This is a genomic window from Bacillus salacetis, assembly GCF_003581585.1.
In the GTDB taxonomy this organism is placed as follows: domain Bacteria; phylum Bacillota; class Bacilli; order Bacillales; family Bacillaceae_B; genus Rossellomorea; species Rossellomorea salacetis.
In genome coordinates, this window is sequence record NZ_QXIR01000028.1 from 41037 (window position 1) to 61376 (window position 20340).

Consider the following 20340-nt stretch of genomic DNA (forward strand, 5'->3'; position numbering starts at 1 on the left):
CGGCCTATCACAATAAAAATGCCTCCATATCGTTGATAGACATGAAGGCATTGCATACGAATTCCTGAGAATCGTCATATCGCAATTACCTCGGCAGGAAATTAAGCTTGGCAGCCCCTGCTGTCTACGGTACAAATGTTATATATTTTTTAACAACAGAATGAAGTATATAACATACATTCTGTTAAGTCAACATCAAAATTAAATTATTTTACAGTGAATGTTGAAGGATCTACTTTTACTCCAGGACCCATTGTTGAAGTAACAGCTACGTTCTTCACGTAAGTTCCTTTGGCAGCAGCCGGTTTCGCTTTAAGCATTGTATCGTACATTGTAGTGAAGTTCTCAACAAGCTTGTCAGTATCGAATGATACTTTACCGATTGGAACATGTACGTTACCAGCTTTATCAGCACGGTATTCAACTTTACCAGCTTTGATTTCGTTAACCGCTTTTTCTACATCGAATGTTACTGTTCCTGTTTTAGGGTTTGGCATTAGACCTTTTGGTCCAAGCACACGTCCAAGTTTACCAACTTCACCCATCATGTCAGGTGTAGCAACGATTACATCGAAATCAAACCAGCCTTGGTTGATTTTCGCGATAAGATCTGCATCGCCAACGAAGTCAGCGCCAGCAGCTTCTGCTTCTTTTGCTTTTTCGCCTTTTGCGAATACTAGAACTTTTTGAGTTTTACCAGTTCCGTGCGGAAGTACAACAGCTCCGCGGATTTGCTGGTCGTTTTTACGAGTGTCTACTCCAAGACGGAAAGCCACTTCTACAGATGCATCAAACTTAGTGAAGTTTGTTTTCTTAACAAGTTCAACCGCTTCTGCTACATTGTAAGCTTGAGAACGGTCTACAAGTTTTTGAGCTTCAAGATACTTTTTACCTTTTTTAGCCATTTTAATTTCCTCCTTGATTGTGGTTTTAGCGGAATAACCTCCCACGAATAAAGGTTGCGAGTGAAACGGAAATTTCATCATCGCAACCTCGTCCAACATGCACATTCAACTAAACAGGGATTAGTCTTCGATGACAATACCCATGCTGCGCGCAGTACCTTCAACCATTAACATAGCCGCTTCCACGCTTGCAGCGTTCAAGTCAGGCATTTTCGTTTCAGCGATTTCACGTACTTTGTCACGTTTAACCGTTGCAACTTTGTTACGGTTTGGTTCACCGGAACCAGACTCGATACCAGCTGCTTTCTTAAGTAAAACTGCAGCAGGCGGAGTTTTAGTGATGAATGTAAATGAACGGTCTTCAAATACCGAAATTTCAACAGGGATAATCAAGCCAGCTTGATCAGCTGTGCGAGCATTAAACTCCTTACAGAATCCCATGATATTAACACCAGCCTGACCAAGTGCTGGACCAACCGGCGGCGCTGGATTAGCTTTACCAGCAGGGATTTGCAACTTAACAACTTTAACTACTTTTTTAGCCACGAGACACACCTCCTTAAAGTCCGTGATGTGGTAATAGGGCCGATATTGCCCTCCCACTCATTTAAATAATGTCTTTATAAACATAAAGAACTTAATTTGTAGTACAGCAGTCTCTCGCGGAAACAGACTGACTTATGAAATATTAACACTTTCCAAATGGAATTTCAAGTTCTTTTGGATTATAATTTATCAATCTGCGTAAACTCCAACTCTACCGGAGTTTCGCGGCCGAACATATTCACCAATACTTTCACCTTTGCCTTTGCAGCATCGATTTCTTCGATCTGGCCAGTGAAGTTGGCAAAAGGTCCCTCTGTCACTGTGATAGTCTCGCCTAGTTCGAAGTTGACGTCGAGTCTCTTTTCAACCATGCCCATCTGCTTAAGCAGTGAGTTCACTTCTTCGGGAAGGAGCGGTGTAGGTTTGGAACCGGAACCCGTAGATCCCACGAACCCTGTTACTCCCGGAGTATTCCGCACAACATACCAAGAGTCATCCGTCATGACGATTTCAACGATCACATATCCAGGGAACACTTTCTTTTTGACAACTTTCTTCTTTCCGTTCTTGATCTCTGTTTCTTCTTCTTCAGGAACTACCACCCGGAAGATCTTATCTTGCATTCCCATTGATTCCACTCGTTTTTCCAGGTTTGCTTTTACTTTGTTTTCATATCCTGAGTAAGTATGAACAACATACCAGTTCTTCTCCATTTGTTAGGACTTAATGTCCGTCCCTCCTCTAATAAACATAATCATAATTTTTTGGCCCAAATGAAAAAACCCGATTTTCAACGGGTTCCTAGAAGTTTTGCGCTATTAAATGTCATTATACCATGAATTGTCTCTCTATATACAATGCATTCTGTATTTCTCTATTATTGTTAAAAACCAGTATAATACCAAAAGGCTTTATCTGCCAGGAATAAGACGGATAAGTTCAGAAATCCCCAAGTCGATGACTGTAAAGAAAAGGGCTACAAAAATAACAGTGGAAATGACAGTGATTGTATAACGAGTAAGCTCTTTGCGCTTCGGCCAGCTTACCTTTTTCATCTCTGATGAGACATTGCTAAAGAATTTGAACATCTGTTGTTACCTCCAACTTGTATATATCACCGGGCGTTAATCTTATTCAAGCCCCGGCAGCCGGCTCCTGGCAGATTTCGGTCTTCTTCCTTTGCGGGAAGTCAACACCGGCTCAAGTTCCTTGGCCGTGTTTCCTTTATCCCGGGCAGGAGATCCCAATCTGTTCGGCGCTGTCCGGCCGCTGGCGCTTTCTATTCTACTTTGTTTCTTTATGGAGCGTGTGGGCATTGCATGTACTGCAAAACTTCTTTAACTCTAATCTATTCTTCTTGCCGCTTCTGTCATTCGGAGCGGTATAGTTGCGGGAACCACATTCATTGCAAGCCAAAACGACCTTGCTGCTCATAAATTTCACCTGCTGTTTTATACTAATTAAGTCCTATCCAAAATAACATGGCGGTGTTTTTGTGTCAATATAGTCCCGTAAGTCCTACAGTGTGATTTCCCTTACTTCCAGATACCTTTCGAGCTTGCGTTTGACCCTCTGCAGAGCATTGTCTATCGATTTCACATGGCGGTTCAATTCTTCTGAAATCTCCTGATAGGATTGGCCGTCAAGGTAAAGTGATAAGACCTTCCTCTCCAGGTCGCTCAGGAGTTCTGCCATCTTATCTTCCATACTGTCAAACTCTTCCCTGTTGATGATCAGCTCTTCCGGATTCGTGATTTTCGCCCCGGTTATGACATCCAGCAGAGTCCTGTCAGATTCTTCATCGTAGATGGGTTTGTCCAATGACACATAAGAATTCAATGGGATATGCTTTTGGCGTGTCGCTGTCTTGATTGCTGTGATGATCTGCCTGGTTATGCACAGTTCGGCAAATGCTTTGAAAGAAGTCAGCTTGTCCTCTTTATAGTCACGTATGGCTTTGTACAGGCCGATCATGCCTTCCTGTACAATATCTTCCTTATCTGCACCAATCAGAAAATAAGATCTCGCCTTCGCTCTCACAAAATTCCGATATTTTTTAATAAGAAAATCCAGCGCTTCACTTTCTCCCTGGTGAACCATTTCAATCACGGCTTCGTCGTCCATCGTCTCTAGTAGAGCTTTCAGTTCTCCTGTGCTGCTGTGAATGTCCACACACATCCTCCTCGCGCAAACAATAGATAGACAATATTATACAGCACTGTTTTTGTAAGCGTCAACAGGTCATTGCTCTCCTCTGCGCCATTTTTCAAAAATTTCTGCCACTTCTTCCGTGAGGGTGATCTTTGATGAAGGCTTTCTCTCCGCTGTTTTTTTAACATTCTTTTCAATTTTTTTCTGGATGGACTGCCACTCATTAAAAAGTTCACGCGCTGATTTTCTCAGCGCCCCCTGCCCGAAAATCGCCCACTGTTCCGTGAAGTCGGAGGTAGCAACATGGATTTGTGTTTTAATATTATTCAACTCGATCGCCAGCTTCTCGATTCTTTCGTCAGCCGTCTCGTTTTCTCTTGTATAAAACACATCCACTTTGTAGTTTTTGTATTTTCTTTCAATCCCTGTTACATAATGGGCATCGAAGATAACGATGACCCTGTAACCGGTGTATCCCTGATACTCAGCCATACATTCCACCAGGCGGTCCCTGGCTGCAGCAAGGTCTTTGTTCTTCAATTCCCTAAGCTCCGGCCAGGCCCCGATTATGTTGTAGCCGTCGACGAGTAGAATGTTCATTTTCTACTCCCCTAAAGGATGGCGTTTGCGGTATACCTCATACATCAGAATGCTGGCTGCGACAGATGCATTCAATGATGTCACATGTCCCACCATAGGCATCTTAATAAGAAAATCACATTTATCCCTTATTAAACGGCCGATTCCTTTTCCTTCACTGCCGATGACAAGGCATATCGGCAAAGTTCCATCCAGCCTTCGGTAATCATCCGCACCTTTCGCATCTGTTCCCGCTACCCACAGGCCTCTATCCTTCAGCTCATCGATAGTTTGGGCCAGGTTGGTGACCCGCGCTACAGGGATATGTTCAATCGCTCCCGTCGATGCTTTTGCGACGGTAGCTGTAAGTCCCACCGCTCTTCTCTTCGGAATAATGATTCCATGAACACCTGATGCATCTGCCGTCCTCATGATCGACCCAAGATTATGAGGATCTTCAAGTTCATCCAGCATCAGGAAGAATGGTGTTTCACCCTTTTGTTCTGCTCTCGCATACAGCTCGTCCATCTCTGCATATTGATAAGCTGCAACGGATGCTACAACCCCTTGATGGTTCTCCTTTACCATTCCTTCAATCTTCTGCTTTGGCACAAATTGGATCAGGACTTTCTTTTCTTTAGCCAGCTTTGTGATCTGTGTCATCGCCCCTTTTTGTGATCCTTCGGCAATCCAGATTTTGTTTATGTCACGGCCTGATTTCAATGCTTCTATGACAGGGTTCTTCCCTGCAATAAATTCACTATCCATCATGATCCTCCTTTCTCAGTGTTCCTATTGTTTTCCAGAGTTTTCTGTATCAGTTCTTCCAGCCGGTCTTTTCGGTTTTGTAAAAACAAATAACCAATCAAGGCTTCAAAAGCTGTACTGTACCGGTAAGTCTGTACGTCGGTGTTCTTGGGGATGGTCCCGGATTTGGCATTGCGCCCTCTCCGGACGACCGCCATCTCTTCTTCTGAAAGTATTTCAAGATCCGTTATTTCCTTGAGTGCAGCTGCCTGCGCCTTGGCAGAAACATAGCCAGTGGCTGCCCGGTGGAGCTGATTGGGTTTCACCCTGCCTGACTGGAGCAGGAATTGCCGTACATAAGTTTCATATACGGCATCCCCCATATAGGCAAGAGCAAGGGCATTCATTTGTTTTGCATCTATTTTTTCATTTTGCTGATATAACATGATTACCCTCTTTTCCAGCGAGTTCCTTGAGCAGTATCTTCAAGTATTATATTCATATCTTTCAACTTGTCCCGCAGTTCATCCGCAAGCTGGAAGTTTCGATCTTTCCTTGCCTGGATTCGCTGGGTGATCATTTCTTCAATCTCTTCATCAAGCAAACCGGTTTCTTCAAGCTTTAGTCCCAGCACTTCGAAGAACTCCTGGAAATGTTTCATGAATTCATCAATTACAGCAGCTGAAGTGTTCTTTTCCATGAGGTAATAGTTTGCCTGTCTGGAAAGCTCGAATAAAACGGAAATACCATTGGCTGTATTAAAATCATCATCCATTTCAGTGATGAACTGTTCTTTCAGTGAAGAAATTTTGTCCATCCATCCTTGATTATCATCAGTCAGCCCCGCTGATGCATCCCTTCTGTGCTTAAGGTTTTCATAAGATGTCTTCAGGCGGTCAAGCCCTGTCTTGGCATTCTCCAGCAGGTCAAGATTGTAGTTGATCGGGTGGCGGTAATGGACTGATAACATGAAAAACCTAAGGACCTGCGGATCCTGTTCTTTAATGATGTCATGGACAAGAACAAAGTTCCCAAGTGACTTGGACATCTTTTCGTTGTCGATGTTGATGTAGCCATTGTGCATCCAGTAGCGTGCAAAAGTCTGGTTATTCAAGGCCTCTGACTGGGCAATTTCGTTTTCGTGATGGGGGAAAGCCAAGTCCTGCCCGCCTGCATGGATGTCGATCGTTTCTCCAAGATACTTCTTGGCCATGGCTGAGCACTCGATATGCCAGCCCGGACGACCCTGGCCCCAAGGACTTTCCCAGAAAATTTCTCCTTCTTTCGCTGCTTTCCATAGCACGAAGTCCAGCGGGTCTTCCTTTTTGTCTCCCGCCTCGATCCTGGCTCCGACTTTCAACTCATCAATGGATTGATGGGATAGTTTTCCGTAGCCTTCAAATTTTCTGGTCCGGTAATAGACATCGCCTTTAGATTCATAAGCATACCCTTTGTCAATCAATGCCTGGATGAAATCAATGATGATGTCCATGTTTTCTGTTACCCGGGGATGGACATCCGCTTTTTGGCATCCAAGGGCACCCGTGTCTTCATGATAGGCAGCAATGAAGCGCTCGGCAATGGTTGGCACATCTTCGCCTAATTCGTTTGCAGCCTTGATCAGCTTGTCATCCACATCCGTGAAATTTGATACAAAGTTGACATCCCAGCCTCGATATTCGAAATAACGGCGGACCGTATCAAAGACGATAGCCGGACGGGCATTCCCTATATGGATATAATTGTATACCGTCGGACCGCAGACGTACATCTTTACCTTTCCTTCTTCAAGCGGTTTGAATTCCTCTTTTTTCCTTGTGAGTGTGTTGTAGATTTTAATGGCCATTTTGCCGGGATTCCCCTTTCTGTTGCGCTTCTGTGAGCATTTTTTTCAATACAAGTATCTGATTTTCCAGATCGTTGCACCGGTCTGCCACTGGATCCGGGAGATCGGTATGATTGAAATCTTTCCCTTTTACTTTCACGCCGTCCTTTATGACGACCCTGCCCGGAATGCCGACCACTGTTGAATTTGGAGGCACATCCTTCAGAACCACCGAACCTGCACCTACCTTAGAATTTTCTCCAACTATGATGGAACCCAGTACTTTGGCACCTGTTGCCACAAGGGCGTTGTCCTGGATGGTCGGGTGCCGTTTGCCTTTTTCCTTCCCCGTCCCGCCAAGGGTGACTCCTTGGAAGATGGTTACATTGTCACCGATCTCACAGGTCTCGCCGATGACGACACCCATCCCATGATCGATGAAGAAGCGGCTGCCGATCACAGCTCCCGGATGAATTTCCACTCCGGTAAAAAAGCGGCTTATCTGGGAGATCACTCTCGCGATGAAGTAAAATTTCCGTTTATAAAATGCGTGGGCCAGCCTGTGGGCCCATATTGCATGCAGTCCTGAATAAGTCAAGATGACCTCCAGGGCGTTTCGGGCCGCCGGATCCTGATCGAATACGGTCTGTATATCTTCTCTTAGATGCTTGAACAATTGAATCTCCCTCCTTTCTTTTATCCCTTTTTTCAAAACAGGAGTATAAACTGGCTATTTCCAAAATTAATTACTTAGAAGGTAATTTTTTAGCTGTTATTAAAGACTTTCCTAAATAAAAACAATTTTCTTGAAAGAGGTATGCGTGTTATTACGTAAGTTGATTGGAGCGAAGGTGTGCGATCTCCTGCGGGACTAGCGGGACTCATCCAGTTCCAGCAGCCAGCACCTAGCAGATTTCGGTCTCTCTTCTTGCGATAAGTAACCTCAACTCACTTAGTTCGTTGTGTTTCCTTTATCACATCTGAGAGTCCTCCAATCTGTACGGTGCTAAACGGCTGCTTCCGCTTTTTAGTTCAACGCCCGCCCCGCGGAGTCGCACACCTGGAGCGAAAATCAACTATACTTTTTCAAAAACAAAAAAACGCCTCTGTCCATAGACAGAGACGCTTTAGGCGCGGTTCCACTCTGTTTGGGCAAAACAATAATCGTTTTTCCCCAACTTCAATCCCCAGTAACGGAAGGAAACCGCCTTTACATACTATTTTCAATAAAGGACTCCGAGGTGCATTTCAAGAAACGAGAGGCTTAAACCACTTTCAGCCGGTGATGGTTCTCTCTGAAAAGCTTCGCTTCATTACTTCTCCTCTTCAACACTTTTGCTTATTCGTTTTTAATACTTTTAATATATTACAATCTCGCGCAAATGTTAACCCAAAAGACTCTCAATCCGATGTTTTACTTTATCTTTCCCTAAAAGCTCGATTGCATTCGGAAGCTCAGGTCCATGTGTTTGGCCGGTAACTGCTGCGCGGATCGGCATGAAAAGCTTCTTCCCTTTATGTCCCGTGGACTTTTGGACAGCTTTGATTGATTTTTTGATTCCTGCCGCTTCATACTCTTCAAGCTGATCGATTTCCTGAACAAAAGCTCTTAAAACTTCCGGCACCTGCTCTTCAGCAAGGACTTCTTTTGCTTCTTCTTCATACTCGATATCCTTCTTGAAGAACATTTCTGAAAGCTCAACGATTTCTGCACCAAAGCTCATTTGCTCCTGGTACAGGGCAATCAATTTCATTGCCCACTCTCTTTCTTCTTCTGAAGGATTTTCGCTGACTTTACCGGCCTTCACCAAATGCGGAAGCGCCAATGAAGCAACCTCTTCAAGATCAAGGTTTTTCATATACTGGTTGTTGACCCAGAGAAGCTTCTGCTTATCGAATACTGCCGGTGATTTAGATAAGCGTTCAGGGTCAAAGATGTCTATGAACTGCTCTTTGCTGAACAGCTCCTCTTCCCCTTTTGGAGACCAGCCCAGTAAGGCGATGAAATTGAATAATGCTTCAGGCAGGTATCCAAGCTCTTCGTACTGCTCGATGAACTGAATGATGGTTTCGTCACGCTTGCTGAGCTTTTTGCGGTTCTCGTTTACGATCAATGTCATGTGTCCGTATACCGGTGCTTCCCATCCAAATGCTTCAAAAATCATCAGCTGCTTCGGAGTGTTGGAGATATGGTCATCTCCCCGGAGGACATGGGTGATTTTCATTAGATAATCATCGACCGCCACAGCAAAGTTGTAGGTAGGAATTCCATTTTTCTTTACGATTACAAAATCGCCGATCCCATCAGATTCAAAAGAAACATCATCCTTCACGATGTCATCGAATTTATACACTTTGCCTGCCGGCACCTTAAAGCGGATGCTCGGCTGGCGGCCTTCAGCTGCGAGCTTCTCCTGCTCTTCCTTGGAAAGGTTCGCACACTTCCCGGAATATCTCGGCATTTCGCCTCTCGCCTGCTGTGCTTCACGCTCAGCTTCAAGTTCCTCTTCAGTACAGTAGCATTTGTAAGCAAGGCCTTTATCTAAAAGCTCCTGGTAGTACTTGCTGTAAATATGATTTCTTTCTGATTGGCGGTATGGTCCATACTCGCCGCCTTTATCAACACTTTCATCCCAGTCGATGCCTAGCCATTGCAAATATTTCAGCTGGCTTTCTTCGCCGCCTTCAATATTTCTTTTCTCGTCTGTGTCTTCCACCCTGATAATGAATTTCCCGCCGGTGCTGCGGGCATAAAGGTAGTTAAAAAGCGCTGTTCTGGCATTGCCGATATGTAAATGTCCAGTCGGACTTGGAGCATAACGCACTCTGATTTCGTTTGTCATGAGTCTTTTCCTCCTCGATTCTCAGTATCTCTGCAATATTTTATCACCGTTGGGTGCATGAATAAAGCTATATTGTCGTTCTGAAGATGCCTTTTTTAAAAAAGTTGGTGATTTCCGCTTCAGGTGTTCAACTCCGCGGTGCGGGCGGTGAGCCTCTTCAACTGCGCTTGCGTGGTCTCACCTTTCAAAAATGGAAGCGGCCGCTGGAGCTGGATGAGTCCCGCTAATCCAGCAGGAGTTGCACACCTTCCGCTCCATTCACCAGCGTAAACAATACAGATTTGAATCTTTAAAGCAGGAGCATTATAGAAATCTTATATTATTTGGATAGGGGATTATCTTGACAGATCGTAATATAACCTAGTCCTGTTATACCTATCACTACTGTCTCATTGTAATTAGTTAGATTTCTTAACAACCAACACGGCTGCCTGCGCTGCGATTCCTTCCCCGCGCCCGGTGAAGCCCAGTTTTTCAGATGTGGTTGCTTTTACATTCACCTGTGAAATGTCTGCTTCAAGCAGTTCCGCGATTCTTTCTCTCATTTGGGAGATATAAGGGGCCATTTTTGGCATTTGTGCAATGATGGTGCAATCGATATTCGCCAGTTCATAGCCTTCCTCTTTTACCAGATTCCAAACATGACTCAACAGCTTTCCTGAGTCTGCGTCCTTGAATTCCGGGTCGGTATCAGGGAAATGCTTCCCGATATCGCCTGCAGCTATCGCTCCTAAACAAGCGTCCGCAATGGTATGTAAAAGCACATCTGCATCAGAGTGGCCAAGCAGGCCCTTTTCATAAGGAATGGTGATCCCCCCGATGATCAACGGCCTCCCTTCCGTCAATTGATGAACATCAAATCCTTGTCCGATCCTGAACATGATCATACTTCCTTTCAGCACTATATTTGCCTTCTCTTTGCGAGGATCGCCTCTGCAAAGTATAAATCCTCCGGCGTTGTTATCTTAATATTATCATAGTCACTCTCAACAATTCCGACTTCCTCACCCAGACGCTCCACAAGCGAGGCATCATCAGTACCTGTGAAGCCTTCCCGTTCAGCTCTCTGGTGGGCTTCCGTGAGAAGTCCGATCCGAAAAGCCTGCGGGGTCTGCACCTGCCATAAGCTTGACCGTTCGATGGTTTCCTGGACAATGCCGCCTGCCGCTTTCTTGATCGTATCTTTGACAGGCGCAGCTGCGATGGCTGCTCCTCTTGTTTCAGCTCCCTTCACCAGTTCCTTAATGGTGGATTGCGCGATGAAAGGCCGTGCGCCATCATGCACAAGGATCATCTCTGCGTCCTGAACGGACTTCAATGCATTATATACACTATCCTGCCGCTCTTTACCTCCAATTACCATTCTCTTGATCTTTGACAGTTTATGCTTTTCAGCCAGCTTTTCAAGCGTTTCTTTATCATCCTCGTGTATAGCAAGAATGATCCCTTCGCATTCAGGATCGTTCTCAAATACGTCTAATGTATGAAAAAGGATGGGACGGCCGTCAAGCTCGAGCAGCAGCTTATTTTTCCCGGCTTTCATTCGCTTCCCCTGTCCTGCTGCCGGGATGATCACCTGGTATTTCATATGCAAACTCCTATCTCCCTCAGACTGATAAAAAGGCGGTGACAGAACTCCTTTCAGAGTCCATTCGCCACCGCCGGTTTTTACCATGCTGTTAGTTTAACAATTATAATGCTTTTTCCAATTGTTTAGGCTTAGCAAAAATCATTCTGCCGGCCGAAGTCTGAAGAACACTTGTCACAAGGACTTCAATACTTTTGCCGATATAATTTCTGCCTTCTTCAACAACGATCATTGTGCCGTCGTCAAGGTATGCAATGCCCTGCTTCTGTTCTTTCCCATCCTTGATGACCTGGACACGCAATTCTTCCCCGGGAAGGACTACAGGTTTCACTGCATTTGCTAAATCATTGATATTCAGGACCTGCACACTTTGCAAATCGCAGACTTTATTTAAGTTGAAGTCGTTGGTCACGACAATTCCATTTGTAATCTTGGCCAGCTTCACGAGCTTGCTGTCGACTTCCTGGATCTCCTCGAAGTCCCCTTCATAGATCTGGACTTCAATCGGAAGTTCTTTTTGAATGCGGTTCAGTATGTCAAGTCCACGCCTGCCCCTGTTTCTCTTCAATACATCCGAGGAATCGGCAATATGCTGGAGTTCTTCCAGAACAAATTGTGGAATGACGATGATGCCTTCAAGGAAACCGGTCTGGCAGATATCTGCTATGCGTCCATCGATGATGACACTTGTATCAAGGATTTTAAGCGTCTTTTCAGGAGCTTCAACCTCATCTTCCGCACCTTTCTTTTTCGTTTTGTTGCCCATTGAGAAGAGGTTTATCAGTTCATCCCTTTTCTTGAATCCCACCTGGAACCCAAGGTATCCAAGCAGCAGGGTCAGCAAGATTGGCACGACTGTATTGACAATCGGGATTTCCATTGAATTAAAAGGGATTCCGAAGAGATAAGCGACGAATAACCCAAGAATTAAACCAAGGCTCCCAAACAGGATATCAGTCACTGGTGCTTTCACAAGTGAATCTTCAAACCACTTCACAAAGTTTTCCACGTACTTAACTGCCCAGAAAGTTAATATATAAAAAATAATAGCTCCTAAGATTGCAGTTATATAAGGGTTGTTTAATAATGGTTCATCTGACAAATTGATTAATGTAAGCAAATCGGGAAGAAGAAAAATTCCTAATGTCCCCCCAAGTATAAGGAAACATGCTTGAACGATTCTCTTTAACATCCCCTCACCTCCTCCTACTCATTATAAACAAATTCCTATTTTTGAAACGTATAAAATCGCAATATTTTTTGAATGTAATCAAATTGACACGCTATTGATATATTAAAATAATAATAAGTGCTCTCATCCTTTTAAAAAAGGCTAACACTTAATTATAGGTGTGTCAATTTTAAAAATACATATTCTAACACAACAGTATAAATATGACAAATTACCTATAGCTGTCTGTCCGCAAATGTCTGCTCCCTTATGAGCTTTAAGCCTTGCTTGATTTTGCGGGCGCGGACTTCCCCGATTCCTTCGACATCATCCAATGCTTCTACATCCGCCTTCAGGATGTGCGGCAAAATCTCAAAGTTCGTCACAAGATTTTCAATGATGACGATCGGGAGCCTCGGAATTTTGTTCAGCACCCGGTAACCCCGCGGGCAGATCCCGTCATCCAAATGGATATATCCATTATATCCAAGCAGCTTAAGAAGGACGGTATCATCCAGCACCTCCGAATGAACCAGCTCCTGGAATTTATGCAGGACATCAAATGGTTTGATGTCGCGGGCATGGGAGTAATCCCTTATGATCATCATGGCTTCCTCTTCAATGTCTGAGAGGAGTTCATTCATTTGAAGGCGTATGAGCCTTCCTTCTGTTCCAAGCTCACTCAAATAAGTGAGAAGTTCATTCTTGATCCGAAGGACCATTTCAAACCGATGGAGGACCTGGAGCAAGTCGCTGTAGGTGACCAGCTCTTCGAATTCCAGGACAGAAAGATTTGAAATACTTTGATCAAGCACCACTTTATACTTTTCAAGGGTCTGGATGGCCTGGTTCGCTTTTGTAAGGATATTGGAGATATCCTTAAGGGCATACCTGAAGTTTCCTTGATATAAGGTGATGACATTCCTTCTTTGGGAAATGGCGATCACCAGGCATTTTGTCTGTTTGGCCACACGTTCTGCAGTCCGGTGCCGCATGCCGGTTTCAGAAGAAGGTACGGTTGCATCGGGGGCCAGCTGCGCATTTGCCAGGATGATTTTAGTTCCGGAGTCGTTCAGGATGATGGCACCGTCCATTTTCGCCAGTTCATAAAGATAGCTGGGAGAAAACACACTGTTGATATGAAAGCCCCCATCCACAAGCGATTTCACTTTTTCATTGTAGCCAATGACGATAAGTCCCCCGGTTTTTGCTCTAAGTACATTGTCGATACCTTCCCGGAGCGGCGAGCCCGGGGCAACGAATTGCAGGATATCGGACATCGACTTATCCTGTACCTTCTTCTCACTCATGTAATTATCCTCCTAAAATTTGCTTCAGTGCTTCATTTATATTTTTCACACCGATAATTTCGATACCCTTCGGTGCTTTCCACCCGCCGATATTATTAGCAGGAATAATGACTCGTTTGAATCCCAGTTTGGCCGCTTCCTGCACCCGCTGCTCAATTCTTGACACCCTGCGGATTTCCCCTGTCAGCCCCACCTCGCCGATGATGCAGTCAAAGGGATCCGAGGACTGGTCCCTGAAGCTGGAAGCTATTGAAGCTGCTACCGCAAGATCGATAGCCGGTTCGTCCAGCTTCACTCCGCCGGCTACTTTCAGGTATGCATCCTGATGCTGAAGCAGGAAGCCGGCTCTTTTCTCAAGAACAGCCATGATCAGGGAGACCCTGCTGTGGTCAATCCCCGTTGCCATCCTCCTTGGATTATTGAAGCTGGTCGGAGTGACAAGCGCCTGGATCTCCACAAGTACCGGCCTGGTTCCTTCCATTGATGCAACTACAGTGGAACCGGCAGCTCCCTGCGACCTTTCTTCAAGGAATATCTCTGAAGGATTTTCCACTTCTTCAAGACCAAGTTCCTTCATTTCAAAGATTCCCATTTCATTCGTCGAACCAAACCGGTTTTTTACCGCTCTGAGGATTCTGTATGCATGATGTCTTTCACCTTCAAAGTAAAGGACTGTATCAACCATATGTTCCAGCAGCCTCGGCCCTGCAATGGAACCCTCTTTTGTAACATGCCCGACTATGAAAATCGCAATTCCTTTTGTTTTGGCAATCCGCATTAACTCTGCCGTACATTCACGAACCTGCGAAACGCTCCCCGGGGCAGAGGTCACTTCGGGATGGAAGATCGTCTGGATGGAATCAACAATCACAAATTCAGGCGACAATTCCTCGATCGTTCCATGTATTGCTTCCAAATTGGTTTCCGCATATATATAAAGATCGTCTGCCTTGATTTTCAAACGGTCCGCCCTGAGCTTAGTCTGTTTAATGGATTCCTCACCGGATATATATAGAACTTTGTGTTTACCCTCTGCCAATTGAGATGAAACCTGCAGCAGCAAAGTCGATTTTCCGATACCAGGATCTCCCCCGATCAGGACAAGGGAACCTGGAACCACGCCGCCGCCAAGCACCCTGTTCAACTCCCGTGAATCAGTCTCCACTCTTGGTTCCTGCCTTGTTTCAATCGAAATAAGTTTTTCTGCTTTGGAAGGCCCTTCCTGTATTGAATGCTTAAATGCGCCCCTTGGCTGTTTTCCGGTGATTTCGACTTCTTCCACCATCTTATTCCACTCTGAGCAGCCGGGGCATCTGCCCATCCATTTTGCTGATTCATACCCACATGACTGACACATAAATTTTGTTTTCTTTTTAGCCAACTTTATTACCTCTCTCTTTTATATCTATGTAAAATATTTTATTGAAATACTTCTGTAGGGAAACGTTTGGAACTCTATTATAGAATGAGGGCAAATTCGGGGGAAGTAAAAAGCAGTAAGGCTTGAATACCAATGATTTATCAGTAGCGAAAGGAGAATGTAGCAGATTGCTACACATTTATGCCTGCCTGTACAACAACATGTAAAAAGCAAAAAGGCAAAGCAGGAACAGCTGCAGCCTTGAGGGAAGACCCCGCTCTGACAGCGGAGTTTCCTGGCAAGGCTGACTTGGGCTGCTCTTGATTGCTTTATCTTTTCTTAGGAAGATGTATTGCTCGTTTCTTTCATTTTAACTGTGAATTCATTATCCTCTACATCGATCAGTACTTGCTGGCCAGTAAGGACAGTACCTTTCAGAAGTTCTTCCGATAACCGGTCCTCGATATGTTTCTGGATTGCCCGGCGCAGCGGACGCGCCCCGTATTCAGGGTCGAAGCCTTCATCTGCAATCTTCTCCTTGGCGGCATCTGTAAGGGCAAGTGAGATATCCTGTTCTTTCAATCTATTCGTCAATTGATCGGACATCAACGTCACGATTTCTTTCAAATGTTCCTTTTCAAGAGAATGGAAGACGATGATCTCATCGATACGGTTCAGGAATTCCGGTCTGAAGGCCCTCTTCAGCTCCTCCATCACTTTCCCTTTCATATCTTTGTAATCCTGCTCACCATCCTGGATGTTGAACCCGACATATTTATTTTTCTTCAGGGACTCTGCTCCGACATTGGATGTCATGATCAAGACCGTATTCCTGAAGTCGACTGTACGTCCTTTGCTGTCAGTCAGACGGCCGTCTTCCAGCACTTGAAGAAGGATATTGAACACATCTGGATGCGCTTTTTCAATCTCATCAAGCAGGATGACCGAGTATGGCTTGCGGCGTACCTTTTCGGTAAGCTGTCCGCCTTCCTCATATCCTACATAGCCTGGAGGTGAACCGACAAGGCGGGAAGTCGAATGCTTTTCCATGTACTCGGACATATCAATCCGGATCATCGATTCCTCATCGCCGAACATGGATTCTGCCAGGGCTCTGGCCAATTCCGTCTTACCGACACCTGTAGGCCCAAGGAAAACGAAAGAACCAATCGGTCTCTTCGGATCTTTCAAGCCTGCTCTCGCTCTTCTTACAGCTTTCGATACAGCTTTAACTGCTTCATCCTGGCCAATCACACGGGAGTGGAGGATTTCTTCAAGCTTGAGGAGCTTATCCGTTTCTGTCTGTGCAAGCTTGCTGACAGGTATCCCGGTCCAGCTGGATACAACCTTGGCAATATCCTCGACTGTGACTTCAGTATTTTCCTGCCCCTGCTTCTCTTTCCAGGATTTCTTTGTATCTTCAAGCTCTTCTCTTAAACGCTGTTCTGTATCCCGCAAGGAAGCCGCTTTTTCGAATTCCTGGCTTTGGACTGCAGCATCTTTCTCTTTTCTGATCTCTTCAAGCTTCACTTCAAGCTCCTTGAGATTAGGAGGAGTTGTATATGAACGCAATCTTACCTTCGACCCGGACTCATCAATGAGATCAATCGCCTTATCCGGAAGGAAACGGTCTGAAATATAACGGTCTGAAAGCTTGACGGCTGCCTCGATTGCCTCATCTGTGATGGATACTCGATGGTGGGCTTCATAACGGTCACGCAAACCTTTCAGGATCTGTACGGACTCTTCGGCAGTCGGCTCATCCACTTGGATTGGCTGGAACCTTCTTTCCAATGCCGCATCTTTTTCGATATATTTTCGGTATTCATCAAGGGTCGTCGCACCGATACATTGCAATTCTCCTCGGGCTAATGATGGTTTGAGGATATTCGATGCATCGATGGCACCTTCCGCTCCCCCTGCTCCGATCAATGTATGAAGTTCATCGATGAAAAGTATGATATTACCCGCCTGGCGGATTTCATCCATGACCTTTTTGAGGCGGTCTTCAAATTCACCGCGGTATTTAGTACCGGCAACAACTGTACCCATATCCAGTGTCATGACGCGTTTGTCCCGAAGGATTTCAGGTACTTCGTTATTGACGATCTGCTGGGCAAGGCCTTCAGCTATCGCAGTTTTACCTACACCTGGTTCACCGATCAATACCGGATTATTCTTTGTTCTTCTGCTGAGAACCTCGATGACGCGCTGAATCTCTTTGCTTCTTCCGATGACAGGATCAAGGCTGTCTTCCCTTGCAATGGCTGTCAAATCTCTTGCCAGGCTGTCAAGCGTCGGCGTGTTGGCATTGGTGCTTGTTCCGCCCTGGTGGCCGTTCGATTCATTGCTTCCAAGCAGCTGAAGCACCTGCTGTCTGGCTTTATTCAAGCTCACCCCGAGATTGTTCAATACACGGGCAGCAACGCCTTCTCCTTCTCTGATCAGTCCAAGAAGGATATGCTCAGTCCCTACATAGGAATGACCTAGTTTTCTGGCTTCATCCATGGACAGTTCAATAACCTTCTTTGCTCTTGGTGTGTAGTGGATCGTCTGGGAGCTCTCCTTGCCTTTCCCGATCAGGCTCTCCACTTCTTTCTGGATTTTTTCCGGGCTCAGCCCCAAGGCTGTCAATCCTTTTGCAGCAATGCCCTCACCTTCACGGACCAGTCCCAGCAGTATGTGTTCTGTTCCGATGTTGCTGTGGGATAAACGGATTGCCTCTTCCTGTGCCAAAGCCAATACCTTCTGGGCTCTTTCTGTAAATCTGCCAAACATCATATTCGTCTCCTCCTAACTGCTTCTATTCTCAAGTTTAAGTCGTTCCCGAATAAATGCCGCTCTTCTTATGTCCCTTTCGTCAGGGTGGAGCGGTCCTCCTGAATATTGCTGTAAAAACCCTGGCTGGGTAAGAATCATTAATTCATTTAAAATATTGCGGGATATATTCTCTATATACCCCAAATCAATCCCCAATCTCACATCCGACAAACATTTAGCTGCCTCTTTCGACTCAATTACCCTGCAGTTCTCCAAAACACCAAGGGAACGGAACACTCTATCTTCTAATTGTATGTTTGAAGTTTTCACTAATGCTTCCCTGGCTGATTGTTCTTGAGCAATAATCTGCTTCACGACCCCGTTCAGGTCCTCCACGATGTCTTCCTCCGACTTCCCGAGGGTGATCTGATTGGAAATTTGAAAGATATTACCTAATGCTTCGCTGCCTTCACCGTAAATCCCTCTAACCACAAGCCCTAATTGGTTGATGGCAGGAATGATCCGGTTCATCTGCTGGGTAATGATAAGCGCAGGGAGGTGCATCATGACAGATGCCCTCATCCCCGTGCCGACATTGGTCGGGCAGGAAGTAAGATAACCGTTTTTTTCATGGAAAGCGAAATCAAGCTTGCTTTCCAGCCAGTCATCGATATCATCCGCTTTCTCCAAAGCTTCATGCAGCTGCAATCCAGGGAATAGGCACTGGATGCGTATATGATCTTCTTCATTCACCATGATGCTGATATCCTCTTTTTCAGAAAGAGCAACAGCTCCATAGCCTGACTCATCCGTGAGGTTCGGACTGACCAGATGCTTTTCCATCAGGACCCGCTTTTGGAGCGGCTGCATTTCTGACATCTTTAAGAACTCCAGATTTCCATGCTCCCCTGCCTCATCCCCAATACAACCCTCGACCTTTTCAAGGATCATATTCGCTTCCTCCGGTGAAAAGAGAGTTGGAAACAGGTATTGATTCAAATTGCGCGCAAGACGGATCCGGGTGCTTAACACGATGTCCGAGTTAGGTCCATCCTCGCTCATCCAAGAGCTTGAAGCCTGGCTTAAAAATCTCTCCAATGACATTACCGGCCGCCTCCCTCTTGTTGGATTTCCTTTTCAAGGGAGCGGATTTCATCTCTCACTCCTGCTGCTTGTTCAAATTCTTCATCTTGGATCAGCTGCTGCAGCTGCCCTCTTAAGCCTGTAAGCTTTTTCTTTAAATGGATCGTACCGCCCATCCGCTGAGGAACTTTTCCATGATGCTCCACATTTCCGCTGTGGACCCTCCTGAGAATCGGTGTCAACTCATCTTTAAATGTTTCATAACAATTTGCACAGCCAAACCTTCCGACATTTATAAACTGTTGAAATGTCATCTTACATTTCTCACATTGCAGAGCTTCCTGCCGGTGCACCTGTTCCTCCTGCTGTTTCATGGCAGGACTCAGATTCAAAAGGCCGGAAAGAAGACTGTTGACAGAAAAGGAAGGAGAGCCGTCAAACATGAACATTTCCCCTTTTTCCTTAGCACATCTTTCACACAAATGGACTTCCGTCTTTTCCCCGTTGACTATCTTTGTAAAATGGAGAGTGGCAGGCCTTTCATTACACTCCTGGCAAATCAATTCAACTCACCCCTCCTATTTATATTTTAATGTAATCAGCATCGCTTTCAGCATCCTTGCCCTCAATTCATCTCTATCGGGCAAATCGATATAAAGCACCGAGCGATCCATGACACTTATCATTATCTTCGCTTCCCTTAACGAAATTACCTCTTCTTCAACCAATCTATATACAAGATCTTCTGCTGTACTCTGTGAAACCCTGGTATCCACCAGCGCTATCAACTGGTCAACAAGATGCGCGTGATCAAGGGATTGCACCTTCATGATACGGATATATCCCCCTCCGCCCCTCTTGCTTTCTACCATATAACCTCTTTCAATCGTAAATCTTGTATTGATCACATAGTTGATCTGGGAGGGAACACACTGAAACTTGTCAGCAATCTCGCTGCGCTTTATCTCGACAATCTCATTGCCGCTTGACTCAAAAACCTTCTTAAGATAGTTTTCTATGATATCGGAAATATTCCTCATCAGGCCTCCTCCTCTTTTGACTTTGACTATATTTGACTAAGATTATACACCAGAACAACTTGTCAATGCAATTCATTAATCTGCCTTAAAAGTTTTCCCAGGTGCAGGGGTCCCTTAAACATATGAATTTAGTTTTGTTGGAAAAATAATGAAAAGGGTTTTAGTTAAAAATAATTTAATTTTCATGTGATGCACCGAATCGGAATGGTTATGCATCAAATTCAGCCAGTTTTGCATCTAAAATAAAAGTTATGCATCAACCCAGATGCTTCACCTTCAAAATTCGCAGTTATACTTCAATTCGATTTTTCGGCAATTTCCTTTTCGGTTACTATTTTTGATTTAGACATTTAAAATGAGTAAATCCCTCTCGCTTGCGGCAATCCTTATTTTTTTATACAAAAAAGAGCACCCCTTCGGGTACTCTTTCAT

22 protein-coding genes and 2 other annotated features are annotated in these 20340 nt (G+C 45.0%); all 22 genes read right to left on the bottom strand.

Features of this window, described 5'->3' with window-relative positions; translation table 11 throughout:
* Window positions 1-6 precede the first annotated feature (6 nt).
* Window positions 7-148: a sequence feature (ribosomal protein L10 leader region), on the bottom strand.
* Window positions 149-206: 58 nt separating this feature from the next.
* On the bottom strand, window positions 207-905 hold the full coding sequence (gene rplA / locus D3H55_RS17605; RefSeq protein WP_119548631.1) for a 50S ribosomal protein L1: 699 nt from the start codon (window positions 903-905) through the stop codon (window positions 207-209).
* A 120-nt stretch (window positions 906-1025) separates the two neighbouring features.
* On the bottom strand, window positions 1026-1451 hold the full coding sequence (gene rplK / locus D3H55_RS17610) for a 50S ribosomal protein L11 (protein ID WP_148941924.1): 426 nt from the start codon (window positions 1449-1451) through the stop codon (window positions 1026-1028).
* Window positions 1452-1630: 179 nt separating this feature from the next.
* Window positions 1631-2164, bottom strand: a complete 534-nt coding sequence (nusG, locus tag D3H55_RS17615) for a transcription termination/antitermination protein NusG (RefSeq protein WP_119548633.1) — start codon at window positions 2162-2164, stop codon at window positions 1631-1633.
* A gap of 198 nt (window positions 2165-2362) precedes the next feature.
* On the bottom strand, window positions 2363-2539 hold the full coding sequence (gene secE, locus D3H55_RS17620; RefSeq protein ID WP_113929740.1) for a preprotein translocase subunit SecE: 177 nt from the start codon (window positions 2537-2539) through the stop codon (window positions 2363-2365).
* Between the two features lie 42 nt (window positions 2540-2581).
* Entirely contained in the window at window positions 2582-2767 is a 186-nt protein-coding gene (locus tag D3H55_RS24470) for a hypothetical protein (protein ID WP_168413158.1), read from the bottom strand.
* A complete protein-coding gene (rpmG, locus tag D3H55_RS17625; RefSeq protein ID WP_119548634.1) occupies window positions 2736-2885 on the bottom strand; it encodes a 50S ribosomal protein L33 in 150 nt (49 codons plus the stop codon). Before rpmG ends, D3H55_RS24470 begins: the two co-directional genes overlap by 32 nt.
* A gap of 84 nt (window positions 2886-2969) precedes the next feature.
* Window positions 2970-3629, bottom strand: a complete 660-nt coding sequence (gene sigH / locus D3H55_RS17630) for an RNA polymerase sporulation sigma factor SigH (RefSeq protein WP_119548635.1) — start codon at window positions 3627-3629, stop codon at window positions 2970-2972.
* A 63-nt stretch (window positions 3630-3692) separates the two neighbouring features.
* Window positions 3693-4202 carry an NYN domain-containing protein gene (locus tag D3H55_RS17635; protein ID WP_119548636.1) on the bottom strand — a complete coding sequence of 170 codons (510 nt, stop codon included), beginning with the start codon at window positions 4200-4202 and terminating at the stop codon, window positions 3693-3695.
* Window positions 4203-4205: 3 nt separating this feature from the next.
* Window positions 4206-4949, bottom strand: a complete 744-nt coding sequence (rlmB, locus tag D3H55_RS17640) for a 23S rRNA (guanosine(2251)-2'-O)-methyltransferase RlmB (RefSeq protein WP_119548637.1) — start codon at window positions 4947-4949, stop codon at window positions 4206-4208.
* Window positions 4949-5374: a Mini-ribonuclease 3 gene (locus tag D3H55_RS17645; protein WP_119548638.1), complete on the bottom strand. Its 426-nt coding sequence runs from the start codon at window positions 5372-5374 to the stop codon at window positions 4949-4951. Before D3H55_RS17645 ends, rlmB begins: the two co-directional genes overlap by 1 nt.
* A 2-nt stretch (window positions 5375-5376) precedes the next feature.
* Window positions 5377-6774 carry a cysteine--tRNA ligase gene (cysS, locus tag D3H55_RS17650; RefSeq protein ID WP_119548639.1) on the bottom strand — a complete coding sequence of 466 codons (1398 nt, stop codon included), beginning with the start codon at window positions 6772-6774 and terminating at the stop codon, window positions 5377-5379.
* Window positions 6764-7429 carry a serine O-acetyltransferase gene (cysE, locus tag D3H55_RS17655; protein ID WP_119548640.1) on the bottom strand — a complete coding sequence of 222 codons (666 nt, stop codon included), beginning with the start codon at window positions 7427-7429 and terminating at the stop codon, window positions 6764-6766. Before cysE ends, cysS begins: the two co-directional genes overlap by 11 nt.
* Window positions 7430-7868: 439 nt before the next feature.
* Window positions 7869-8092: a binding site (T-box leader), on the bottom strand.
* A gap of 46 nt (window positions 8093-8138) precedes the next feature.
* On the bottom strand, window positions 8139-9596 hold the full coding sequence (gltX, locus tag D3H55_RS17660; protein ID WP_119548641.1) for a glutamate--tRNA ligase: 1458 nt from the start codon (window positions 9594-9596) through the stop codon (window positions 8139-8141).
* Between the two features lie 398 nt (window positions 9597-9994).
* Window positions 9995-10477, bottom strand: a complete 483-nt coding sequence (gene ispF / locus D3H55_RS17665) for a 2-C-methyl-D-erythritol 2,4-cyclodiphosphate synthase (RefSeq protein WP_119548650.1) — start codon at window positions 10475-10477, stop codon at window positions 9995-9997.
* Between the two features lie 20 nt (window positions 10478-10497).
* The gene (gene ispD / locus D3H55_RS17670) at window positions 10498-11184 is read right to left on the bottom strand and encodes a 2-C-methyl-D-erythritol 4-phosphate cytidylyltransferase (protein WP_119548642.1); all 687 of its coding nucleotides are present in this window, start codon (window positions 11182-11184) and stop codon (window positions 10498-10500) included.
* A 103-nt stretch (window positions 11185-11287) separates the two neighbouring features.
* The gene (locus D3H55_RS17675; RefSeq protein WP_119548643.1) at window positions 11288-12376 is read right to left on the bottom strand and encodes a PIN/TRAM domain-containing protein; all 1089 of its coding nucleotides are present in this window, start codon (window positions 12374-12376) and stop codon (window positions 11288-11290) included.
* Between the two features lie 215 nt (window positions 12377-12591).
* Entirely contained in the window at window positions 12592-13665 is a 1074-nt protein-coding gene (gene disA / locus D3H55_RS17680) for a DNA integrity scanning diadenylate cyclase DisA (RefSeq protein ID WP_119548644.1), read from the bottom strand.
* 4 nt (window positions 13666-13669) lie between these two features.
* Window positions 13670-15046, bottom strand: a complete 1377-nt coding sequence (gene radA / locus D3H55_RS17685) for a DNA repair protein RadA (protein WP_119548645.1) — start codon at window positions 15044-15046, stop codon at window positions 13670-13672.
* 318 nt (window positions 15047-15364) lie between these two features.
* Window positions 15365-17806 (bottom strand): ATP-dependent protease ATP-binding subunit ClpC, encoded by a 2442-nt coding sequence (clpC, locus tag D3H55_RS17690; protein ID WP_119548646.1) that lies wholly within the window; start codon window positions 17804-17806, stop codon window positions 15365-15367.
* Between the two features lie 12 nt (window positions 17807-17818).
* Window positions 17819-18889: a protein-arginine kinase McsB gene (mcsB, locus tag D3H55_RS17695; protein ID WP_119548647.1), complete on the bottom strand. Its 1071-nt coding sequence runs from the start codon at window positions 18887-18889 to the stop codon at window positions 17819-17821.
* Window positions 18889-19431 carry a protein-arginine kinase activator protein McsA gene (gene mcsA, locus D3H55_RS17700; RefSeq protein WP_119548648.1) on the bottom strand — a complete coding sequence of 181 codons (543 nt, stop codon included), beginning with the start codon at window positions 19429-19431 and terminating at the stop codon, window positions 18889-18891. Before mcsA ends, mcsB begins: the two co-directional genes overlap by 1 nt.
* A 15-nt stretch (window positions 19432-19446) precedes the next feature.
* Complete coding sequence (locus D3H55_RS17705; RefSeq protein ID WP_420808766.1) at window positions 19447-19911, bottom strand: CtsR family transcriptional regulator; 465 nt, start codon at window positions 19909-19911, stop codon at window positions 19447-19449.
* Window positions 19912-20340: the final 429 nt, after the last annotated feature.

Bases quoted from the DNA above. Each gene is read 5' to 3' on its own strand.
- rplA (WP_119548631.1), bottom strand. From the start codon at position 905: ATGGCTAAAAAAGGTAAAAAGTATCTTGAAGCTCAAAAACTTGTAGAC.
- nusG (WP_119548633.1), bottom strand. From the start codon at position 2,164: ATGGAGAAGAACTGGTATGTTGTTCATACTTACTCAGGATATGAAAAC.
- secE (WP_113929740.1), bottom strand. From the start codon at position 2,539: ATGTTCAAATTCTTTAGCAATGTCTCATCAGAGATGAAAAAGGTAAGC.
- D3H55_RS24470 (WP_168413158.1), bottom strand. From the start codon at position 2,767: ATGCCCACACGCTCCATAAAGAAACAAAGTAGAATAGAAAGCGCCAGC.
- rpmG (WP_119548634.1), bottom strand. From the start codon at position 2,885: ATGAGCAGCAAGGTCGTTTTGGCTTGCAATGAATGTGGTTCCCGCAAC.
- sigH (WP_119548635.1), bottom strand. From the start codon at position 3,629: ATGTGTGTGGACATTCACAGCAGCACAGGAGAACTGAAAGCTCTACTA.
- D3H55_RS17635 (WP_119548636.1), bottom strand. From the start codon at position 4,202: ATGAACATTCTACTCGTCGACGGCTACAACATAATCGGGGCCTGGCCG.
- rlmB (WP_119548637.1), bottom strand. From the start codon at position 4,949: ATGGATAGTGAATTTATTGCAGGGAAGAACCCTGTCATAGAAGCATTG.
- D3H55_RS17645 (WP_119548638.1), bottom strand. From the start codon at position 5,374: ATGTTATATCAGCAAAATGAAAAAATAGATGCAAAACAAATGAATGCC.
- cysS (WP_119548639.1), bottom strand. From the start codon at position 6,774: ATGGCCATTAAAATCTACAACACACTCACAAGGAAAAAAGAGGAATTC.
- gltX (WP_119548641.1), bottom strand. From the start codon at position 9,596: ATGACAAACGAAATCAGAGTGCGTTATGCTCCAAGTCCGACTGGACAT.
- ispF (WP_119548650.1), bottom strand. From the start codon at position 10,477: ATGTTCAGGATCGGACAAGGATTTGATGTTCATCAATTGACGGAAGGG.
- ispD (WP_119548642.1), bottom strand. From the start codon at position 11,184: ATGAAATACCAGGTGATCATCCCGGCAGCAGGACAGGGGAAGCGAATG.
- D3H55_RS17675 (WP_119548643.1), bottom strand. From the start codon at position 12,376: ATGTTAAAGAGAATCGTTCAAGCATGTTTCCTTATACTTGGGGGGACA.
- disA (WP_119548644.1), bottom strand. From the start codon at position 13,665: ATGAGTGAGAAGAAGGTACAGGATAAGTCGATGTCCGATATCCTGCAA.
- clpC (WP_119548646.1), bottom strand. From the start codon at position 17,806: ATGATGTTTGGCAGATTTACAGAAAGAGCCCAGAAGGTATTGGCTTTG.
- mcsB (WP_119548647.1), bottom strand. From the start codon at position 18,889: ATGTCATTGGAGAGATTTTTAAGCCAGGCTTCAAGCTCTTGGATGAGC.